The organism is Streptococcus intestinihominis (genome assembly GCF_046824975.1).
In the GTDB taxonomy this organism is placed as follows: domain Bacteria; phylum Bacillota; class Bacilli; order Lactobacillales; family Streptococcaceae; genus Streptococcus.
Window position 1 is genome coordinate 178,123 of the sequence record NZ_JBKQBL010000002.1, and the last position, 4,986, is coordinate 183,108.

The 4,986-nt window shown below is 42.6% G+C and carries 6 protein-coding genes; all 6 read right to left on the reverse strand.

Annotated features, from left to right (window positions below; translation table 11 throughout):
* On the reverse strand, positions 1–807 hold an 807-nt coding region (locus tag ACLOR3_RS04180; protein ID WP_412037017.1), incomplete at its 3' end, for an ROK family protein.
* Between the two features lie 12 nt (positions 808–819).
* Complete coding sequence (rnhB, locus tag ACLOR3_RS04185; RefSeq protein ID WP_411400308.1) at positions 820–1,590, reverse strand: ribonuclease HII; 771 nt, start codon at positions 1,588–1,590, stop codon at positions 820–822.
* On the reverse strand, positions 1,577–2,428 hold the full coding sequence (gene ylqF, locus ACLOR3_RS04190; protein WP_411400307.1) for a ribosome biogenesis GTPase YlqF: 852 nt from the start codon (positions 2,426–2,428) through the stop codon (positions 1,577–1,579). The genes rnhB and ylqF overlap by 14 nt, the downstream gene beginning before the upstream one ends.
* Positions 2,429–2,551: 123 nt before the next feature.
* On the reverse strand, positions 2,552–2,890 hold the full coding sequence (locus ACLOR3_RS04195; RefSeq protein ID WP_006597242.1) for an ATP cone domain-containing protein: 339 nt from the start codon (positions 2,888–2,890) through the stop codon (positions 2,552–2,554).
* A 71-nt stretch (positions 2,891–2,961) separates the two neighbouring features.
* Positions 2,962–3,897: a 4-hydroxy-tetrahydrodipicolinate synthase gene (dapA, locus tag ACLOR3_RS04200; protein ID WP_048715961.1), complete on the reverse strand. Its 936-nt coding sequence runs from the start codon at positions 3,895–3,897 to the stop codon at positions 2,962–2,964.
* 88 nt (positions 3,898–3,985) lie between these two features.
* Positions 3,986–4,986: aspartate-semialdehyde dehydrogenase (locus ACLOR3_RS04205; protein WP_412037018.1), on the reverse strand; the 1,001-nt coding region annotated here is incomplete at its 5' end.

Here is a 4,986-nt window from a genome sequence, read left to right on the forward strand (position 1 = left end):
GCTTTTATACTGATGGTTAATCTCTTCTAAAAGAAGGGGTTGACTACTAATTCCCCCACCAATCGTCACTTTTTCAAGCCGAACCAAAGACTGAAGGTTATAGATTAGGATCGCAATTTCCCGACAATAAGAAGCAAATAAGTCTTGCAATTCCTCATGATGACCAGCTTCAAGGACTTCAAAAACTTGAACTCCATCTTCTTCAGGCAATTCTAAGAGCCGACTAGCATTAGCCACAAAATTGACTGCAGAGCCTAAATTTTGAACCAAACTGGAAATCCCATGTCTCAAAATCTCGGTCTGATATTGCTTTTGTTCAGGTGTCACTTGCTTCTCCCCTAAGCTTGGCCAACGAAGATAATCCTTGAGATTCCAGGTGGAAATTAAGGAACCGTTGGAAGTCAAGGCTAAGCCTACCCCAGTTCCTAACACAAAGGTTGCGCCACAATCACAATCCTGGAGGTTTCCAATTCGTGCTTCTGCCAAACCCGCAGCATCTCCGTCGTTGAGGACGGTCACAGGAACTTGAAACATCTTATTTAAACGAGAAGCTAAAGGAATATTCCTCAAATAAGGAATGAGGCCACCTTTAAAGACAAAACCAAGTCGACTATTGATTTCACCTGGACATGAGATGGCAATCCCTGTAATTTGATTCTGGAACGAGCAAATCACGCGCTCGAGGGCTTCCCAGAAGTCCTCAATAGTAGCTGGTGTCGGGACTTTAGAGGAATCGCTCACTTGATAGGCTTCATCGACTAAGCCATATTTAATAAAGGTTCCTCCGATATCAAAGGCTAAGAGCATTTTCTTCTCCTCCTAGTCAACAGCAGTCATGGACTTAATGGGTTCGAAGCTTCGACGATGGATTGGACTAACCCCTTGTTTTTCCAATCCTTCAAGATGCTTGGTGGTCCCATAGCCCGCATTCTGTGCAAAATCATAACCTGGATACTCTTGGTCATATGTCACCATCATCTGATCCCGTGTCACCTTAGCCACTATAGAAGCTGCCGCGATAGACAGGGAATTAGCATCTCCCTTGATGATGGAGGTCTGAGAAATAGGAAGATCCAATTTCATGGCATCGATCAAGAGATGTTGAGGCTGTGGGTCCAACTCGTGAATAGCCTCTAGCATAGCTAATTTCGTCGCTTCATAGATATTTACCTGATCAATGACGTGATTGTCTTTTACCCCAATACCAACCGAAATAGCCTGATCCAAAACCGCTTGGTAAATAGCTTGGTGCTTAGATTTAGGAATTTTCTTGCTATCGTTTAATCCTGGAATTTTACAATTTATAGGCAAAATAACAGCTGCAGCGACGACAGGGCCAGCCAAAGGGCCTCGTCCCACTTCATCCACTCCTGCAATGAGCTGAATCCCTTGGGCATAGAGTTCTTTTTCATAGGTTAGCATTTTTTCTAAACGCAGGTCTTCATCTACTTGTTTTTGGAGTTCACGTTTTCGTTTGTTGATGGCAGACTGAACGCCTGCCCGAGCATCATAGATTAACTCTTCAAACAAGGGATGATCTAATTCATCAATCGTCGCCAAACGCTCTTTGACTTCTTTAATCGTTGGCATCCACTTCACCTACACGATCAAGGGTATAGCGACCCAAACGACCATCTCGTACATCCTTGACGAACAAGCTATAAAAGCGATCGTAATCATCTCGGAAGCCTAAGCGTTGGGTCATCTCCATGATGATTTCCGGTGCTTCCTGCTCCAAATTCATTTGCTTATAGCGTTCTTGCAACTCTTTTGGGTAGTGGGATTTAAAATACTCAAGACCAAAAATAGTCACCTCATCCATTGGCAATAACTGGTCCTTAATGGCACCCGTTAAGGCTAATTTTAGAGCTACATCTTCATCTTCAAATTTTGGCCAAAGAATCCCTGGGGTATCCAAGATTTCGAGGTCCTTATTGGTTTTCAACCACTGTTGTCCCTTGGTTACACCTGGTTTATTTCCAACTACGGCAATCTTTTTCCCTGCTAAACGATTCATCAGCGTTGATTTCCCAGCGTTGGGAATCCCAATAATCATGGTCCGAAGAGTTTCAATCTGAATCCCTCGTTCCTTTTGGCGAGCAATTTTATCTGCCATCAAAGACTTAGCAGCATCTGTAACCTTCTTAACCGTAGATTGCTCTTTGGAGTTAATAGCCAAAGTTTTGATTCCTTGTGACTCAAAATACTCCTGCCATTCTTTTGTAGCGACAGGATCGGCCAAGTCTACCTTGTTCAGAATCATCAACTTAGGCTTGTCACCAACAATTTTTGTCAACATGGGATTTTGACTTGATAGAGGCAAACGAGCGTCCACCAAAATTGTCACAAAATCCACAAATTTAATATTTTCTTGTACTTGTCTTCTAGCTTTGGACATATGTCCAGGAAACCATTGAATAATCGCCATGATATGACATCCTTTCAACATTCAATCCTATCTATTATACCATGAAATACAGTATTTTCTTTTAAAACTACTTCTCATTTTCCGTAAAAAAACGAAGCTACTCCCGTAACTTCGTCTCTTATTTTAGCGAATTTGTTCAAAATGTAAGTGAACAGCGATGTGATCTCCATAACCACTTCTTTCCAAATCGCGTTGCAAGCGATAAGAAATATAGTGTTCAGCAATGGTAATATAACCAGCACCAAGTAAACGGTGCTCAACCATTGATTGGATCATGCTGATTGTGGCACGTTCTACTTTCGCTTCTTCCAAATCCATCACAACTTTCTTGGTCACTTGCGCCAAGTTTTGGCGAAGATCATCGGTCAAGACATAGACTGTTTGTGCTGCCTTCAAAACAGCTTGATAGATTTTATCTGGGTCAAATTCTACAACTTCACCACTACGTTTAATGACTTCCATCTTATTCTCCTTGATCATCAATATACTTCTATTATCTTAATAAATAGGGGATTTGTCAAGAATCTAAAACATCAATAATCCGGACGAAGAACTCCCGTAATGATTTCTTTGGTCGCGTGGTAATCCCCATCCACTACAACCTTGATGATGCGCTTCGCTTCCTCAGCAGGAGCTGGCACTAATGGCAAACGAGTCGGACCAGCTTCAAAGCCCATATAGTTCAAGACTGCTTTAACAGGAGCTGGGCTTGGATAAGAGAAGAGAGCATTGACTTTCGGGATAAATTGGCGCTGAATGGCCGCCGCTTTTTTAATATCATTATTTTCAATGGCTAGGAACATTTCGTGCATTTCATCCCCATTGGTATGAGATGCTACTGAAATCACCCCATCTGCCCCTAGGTTCATGGCATGGAAAGCATCTCCATCCTCTCCCGTATAAATGAGGAACTCCTCTGGCTTGTGCTCAATTAAATAAGCCATATTGGCAAGGGTTGTACACTCTTTTACCCCGATGATATTTGGATGTTCTGCCAAACGAAGCATGGTTTCTGGTGTCATTTCGACAACCACGCGCCCAGGAATGTTATAGATTATGATTGGCAAGTTAGAAGCGTCTGCAATAGCCTTAAAATGCTGGTACATACCTTCTTGAGAAGGTTTGTTGTAATAAGGGACAATCGCTAATCCGGCAGCAAAACCACCAAATTGGTCCACTTCTTTTACAAACTCAATCGAGTCGCGAGTTTCATTGGTCCCGACACCAGCAATCAAAGGAACCCGTCCGTTGACTACCTTTTGCACCGCTGCAAAAAGTTCTAATTCTTCATCGTGCGTTAGAGTTGGACTTTCCGCTGTGGTACCAGCTAAAAGAATCCCATCTGTGTGATGAGCCAAAAGATGTTCAATAAGCGGAGGAATAGCCTCAAAATTAATCGAACCATCTTCATGGAAGGGAGTGATAAAGGCAGTGATCATTCTACAATTTTTTAAATCTTGATAAGACATACATACTCCTTCTTGAGACAACCATAGGGAAGAGGGACAGCACCAAAAGTTGATAGCTGTCCCCTATACAATTTATTTAGTTAATGAATCATTTCAACTCAAACTTCAACTCAGCTGTTGGGCGCACGAGTCCACGTTCATGAAGGGTTTCTGCAATTTGAACTGAGTTCCAAGCAGCTCCTTTAAGAAGGTTATCAGAAACCACCCACATGTGAATCCCTTTTTCTGCATCCAAGTCTTTACGGATACGACCAACAAAGGTATCGCGAGAACCAACCGCATTGATAGCTTGTGGGTATACTTGATGAGCCACATCATCTTCTAGAACTGCTCCTGGGAAGGCAGCAATAGCAGCTTTTACTTCTTCGATTGGTGCTACTTCTTTGGTCTCAATGTAAACAGACTCTGAGTGAGCTGACAAGACTGGAATACGTACACATGTTGCTGAGACAGCGATGCTATCATCTTCCATGATTTTCTTAGTTTCGTTGGTCATCTTCATTTCTTCATATGTGTAGTCATTATCAGTGAAGACGTCGATTTGAGGAAGGGCGTTAAAGGCAATTGGGTAATGTTTCTTATCGCCACCTGATGGCAAGATTTCCGCATGTAAATCACGTGGATCCACTCCGTCATTCAATACTTCACGCAATTCACGTTGAGTTTCCAGAATGGCTCCCATACCAGCACCTGAAACAGCTTGATAAGTTGAAACGATGATACGGTCCAAGCCCCATTTTTGACGAACTGGTTCAAGAGCTACCATCATTTGAATCGTTGAACAGTTAGGACATGAGATGATTCCTTTATGGGAATCAAGCGCATGTGCATTGACCTCAGGTACAACCAATGGCACATCCGGGTTTTGACGGAAGTAAGATGTATTATCAACAACTACTGCTCCTGCTTTAACAGCATATGGTGCATATTTAGCTGAAGTTGATCCTCCAGCCGAGAAGAGAGCGATATCTACTCCTGCAAAAGCCTCTTCAGTTGTTTCTTCAATGGTCACGTCTTGCCCTTTGAATTGCAAGACCTTCCCCGCAGAACGCGCAGATGCAAGGTAGCGAATCTTATCAATTGGAAGAC

Bases quoted from the DNA above. Each gene is read 5' to 3' on its own strand.
- rnhB (WP_411400308.1), bottom strand. From the start codon at position 1,590: ATGCCAACGATTAAAGAAGTCAAAGAGCGTTTGGCGACGATTGATGAA.
- ylqF (WP_411400307.1), bottom strand. From the start codon at position 2,428: ATGGCGATTATTCAATGGTTTCCTGGACATATGTCCAAAGCTAGAAGA.
- ACLOR3_RS04195 (WP_006597242.1), bottom strand. From the start codon at position 2,890: ATGGAAGTCATTAAACGTAGTGGTGAAGTTGTAGAATTTGACCCAGAT.
- dapA (WP_048715961.1), bottom strand. From the start codon at position 3,897: ATGTCTTATCAAGATTTAAAAAATTGTAGAATGATCACTGCCTTTATC.